The organism is Mucilaginibacter corticis (assembly GCF_007558865.1).
In the GTDB taxonomy this organism is placed as follows: Bacteria; Bacteroidota; Bacteroidia; order Sphingobacteriales; family Sphingobacteriaceae; genus Mucilaginibacter; species Mucilaginibacter corticis.
In genome coordinates this window covers 1-2,760 of the sequence record NZ_VLPK01000012.1, presented here as the reverse complement: position 1 = coordinate 2,760, position 2,760 = coordinate 1, and the positions used below count along the sequence as shown (strand labels likewise).

Here is a 2,760-nt window from a genome sequence, read left to right as displayed (position 1 = left end):
TCCCGGATTTTGTGTTCAGTATATTTTTTACAGCATTGCTGATCTTTGTGATCGTGCGGTTTGATTATGACCGCATCGCTTCCATCTTAAAATGGCTGTGCCTTGTTTTACTGTTATACCTGGTCGTACCTTTTATGATCAAGACGGACTGGAGCGCGGTGTTAAAGCATACCGTGGTGCCTGAAGTGCATTTTACCAAGGATTATATCATGATCCTGGTAGCCATCCTGGGGACGACCATCGCGCCCTACTTGTTTTTCTGGCAGGCTACGATGTCCTCCGAAAAAGTAAATAAAAAATCGAAAGCGCCTGCGATCAGTGAAAATCTTTTGGGTAAAGTCAAGGCCGATGTATATTTCGGAATGGGCACCTCCAATGTGACCATGTTCTTTATCATTCTGACCACCGGTGTTGTCCTTCACCAGGCGCACGTTACCAAAATTGATACGGTGGAGCAGGCAGCCAAAGCTTTGGAACCTTTAGCGGGGAAACTGGCTTATGTCTTATTCGCGCTGGGCATCATCGGCACAGGTCTTTTGTGCATCCCGGTACTGGTTGGTTCCATGTCCTATATGGTCGGTGAAACCTTCAGCCTTAAAGTAGGGCTCGAAAAGAAATTCGGGAATGCGAAGGCTTTCTATTCCATCGTTATTGCGGCGCTGGTGATCGGCCTGGTACTTAATTTTGTCGGCGTGAGCCCTATCCAGTCGCTGATCTATACGGCGATTCTTTACGGGGTAACTGCCCCGGTGATGATCCTGATGGTCATGCATATCGGGAACAACAAAAAAGTAATGGGAAAATTTACGAATGGCCGCTGGTCGAACATTCTCGGCGGGCTTGCTTTCGTATTAATGACGGCATCCGCAATTGCTTTATTGTATTTCCAGTTTCAGTAACAATTCACTGGCGAATATTCCTGAAAGCTATGTGGCACTCCTTTTGCCCTTGCTCTGCAATTACCAAAAACAATTACCCATGAAAAACAAAATTATTTTAACTATTGCTGCAGGCGCCCTGATCCTGGGAACTGCCTGTAAATCAAAAAAAACTAATTTTGTCGTTACGGACAGTACGTCAACGACAACTACTACGACTGACACCGGCAAGAGTACCGTCAAACCGGCCGGATCTGCCCCGGCCTGGGCGCCCGACATCAAACCGGAGATGCTGGCCGTGATTGAAAAGCTGGACAGTTACGGTGACAAACCGATCGCCAGTTTAACGCCGGTAGCGGCGCGTAAAAACCATACACCGACCGACGCGGTGACGGATCTGATGGCTGAGCACCACATTCCCATGCCATCCTTTAACCTGGATACGGCTGGTAAGGTTATTCCTGTCTCGGGCGGAAGTATCCACTTAAGCATCTTTACACCCAAAACCGGTAAGGGGCCGTTCCCGGTGATCGTATATTACCATGGCGGCGGCTTTGTGATCGCCAATATCAAAGTCTATGAAGCATCTGCCAAAACTCTGGCGGACCAGGTGGGCGCGATCGTCATTTCCGTAGGCTACCGTCTTGCACCGGAAAATAAGTTCCCAATTGCGCACAATGACGCTTATGCAGCTTATGAGTGGGCGTTAAAAAATGCGGCATCGATCAAGGGCGATCCTAAAAAGATCGCTTTAGCGGGAGAAAGCGCAGGTGGTAACCTGGCGATCAATACGGCGATCAAAGCCCGTGATAACGGGTTGATGCTGCCGGCAGGGATCGTAGCGGTCTACCCGGTTGCGGGCTCAGACACGACAACCGCATCTTATGTCAAAAACGCGGATGCCAAACCGCTGAACAGGGCGATGATGGGCTGGTTCGTTAAAAATTACCTGAACAATATGGCCGAAGGAAAAGATCCGCGGATCAACCTGGTGGCGGCGAACCTGAAGGGCCTGCCGCCGACTACGGTGATCACGGATGAGATAGACCCTTTGCAGACAGAAGGCATGACGCTCGTGAGCAAACTGAAAGCCGCGGGTGTGACCACGGATACCAAAAACTATGACGGGGTAACGCATGAATTCTTCGGTATGGGTACCATTGTGCCGCAGGCGAAGGATGCGGAGGCTTACGCGGTGAGCCAATTGAAAAAGGCTTTCGGCATGTAAAAGTAGTCACCTTGATTACTGTTTGCTTATAAAAGCAGACAGTAATTAAGCGTTGACATGCATAACATTTTATGGCATCATATTTAGCGATATGAAGCAGATCATAACCAACAAACCATGGAAAACTCAACACAAACTGCCGTACTCCTGAAAGCACTGGATATTGAACTACTGGCTATCCTGACTGCTGACCTGGAAGCATTTAAAAATATGCACGAAATCAAAGCGGCCTGATGAGCTCAGCATTTGTCAGAGAAGCGGAATACCAGAAGCTCAACGAAATCGAGCCATCATTGAGCGCGTTGTCATTTTTTTTGCGAAGAGAAAATGGCGGTCAATTGATCCGGGAAACAAAAAGTTTTTACAGTGAAAAATGCGGCCGGCATGTCTATGCAATGAGCGATGGCCTGAGCTATGCCCTGGACGATGAACATAAATGGATGGTTATCTTAAAAGATTGTTAAAAATGAAAAATCCATTTAAAAAAGAAGACCATACGGGTTTGATCGTAGGAATCGCGATCGGTGCAGCAGCAGGAATCAGTCTGGGCTGGCTGTATCTGACAGACGATGGCGCGCAATACCGCAGGCAAATCAGCCGCAGAATTAAAGAAGGGATCAGTGATAAAGCTGCGGACGTGATCAGTAAGAAAAC

General features: G+C 48.1%; 4 protein-coding genes. All 4 read left to right on the top strand.

Annotated elements, in window-relative coordinates; genetic code table 11:
- Positions 1–899, top strand: an 899-nt coding sequence (locus tag FO440_RS24220; RefSeq protein ID WP_222104053.1) for an NRAMP family divalent metal transporter, incomplete at its 5' end; no start/stop codon positions are given.
- Positions 900–978: 79 nt separating this feature from the next.
- Positions 979–2,106 (top strand): alpha/beta hydrolase, encoded by a 1,128-nt coding sequence (locus FO440_RS24215; RefSeq protein ID WP_144250907.1) that lies wholly within the window; start codon positions 979–981, stop codon positions 2,104–2,106.
- A gap of 233 nt (positions 2,107–2,339) precedes the next feature.
- Complete coding sequence (locus FO440_RS24210) at positions 2,340–2,570, top strand: hypothetical protein (RefSeq protein WP_144250906.1); 231 nt, start codon at positions 2,340–2,342, stop codon at positions 2,568–2,570.
- A 2-nt stretch (positions 2,571–2,572) separates the two neighbouring features.
- Positions 2,573–2,760 (top strand): hypothetical protein (locus FO440_RS24205; protein ID WP_186292799.1); only part of this gene is annotated, 188 nt, incomplete at its 3' end.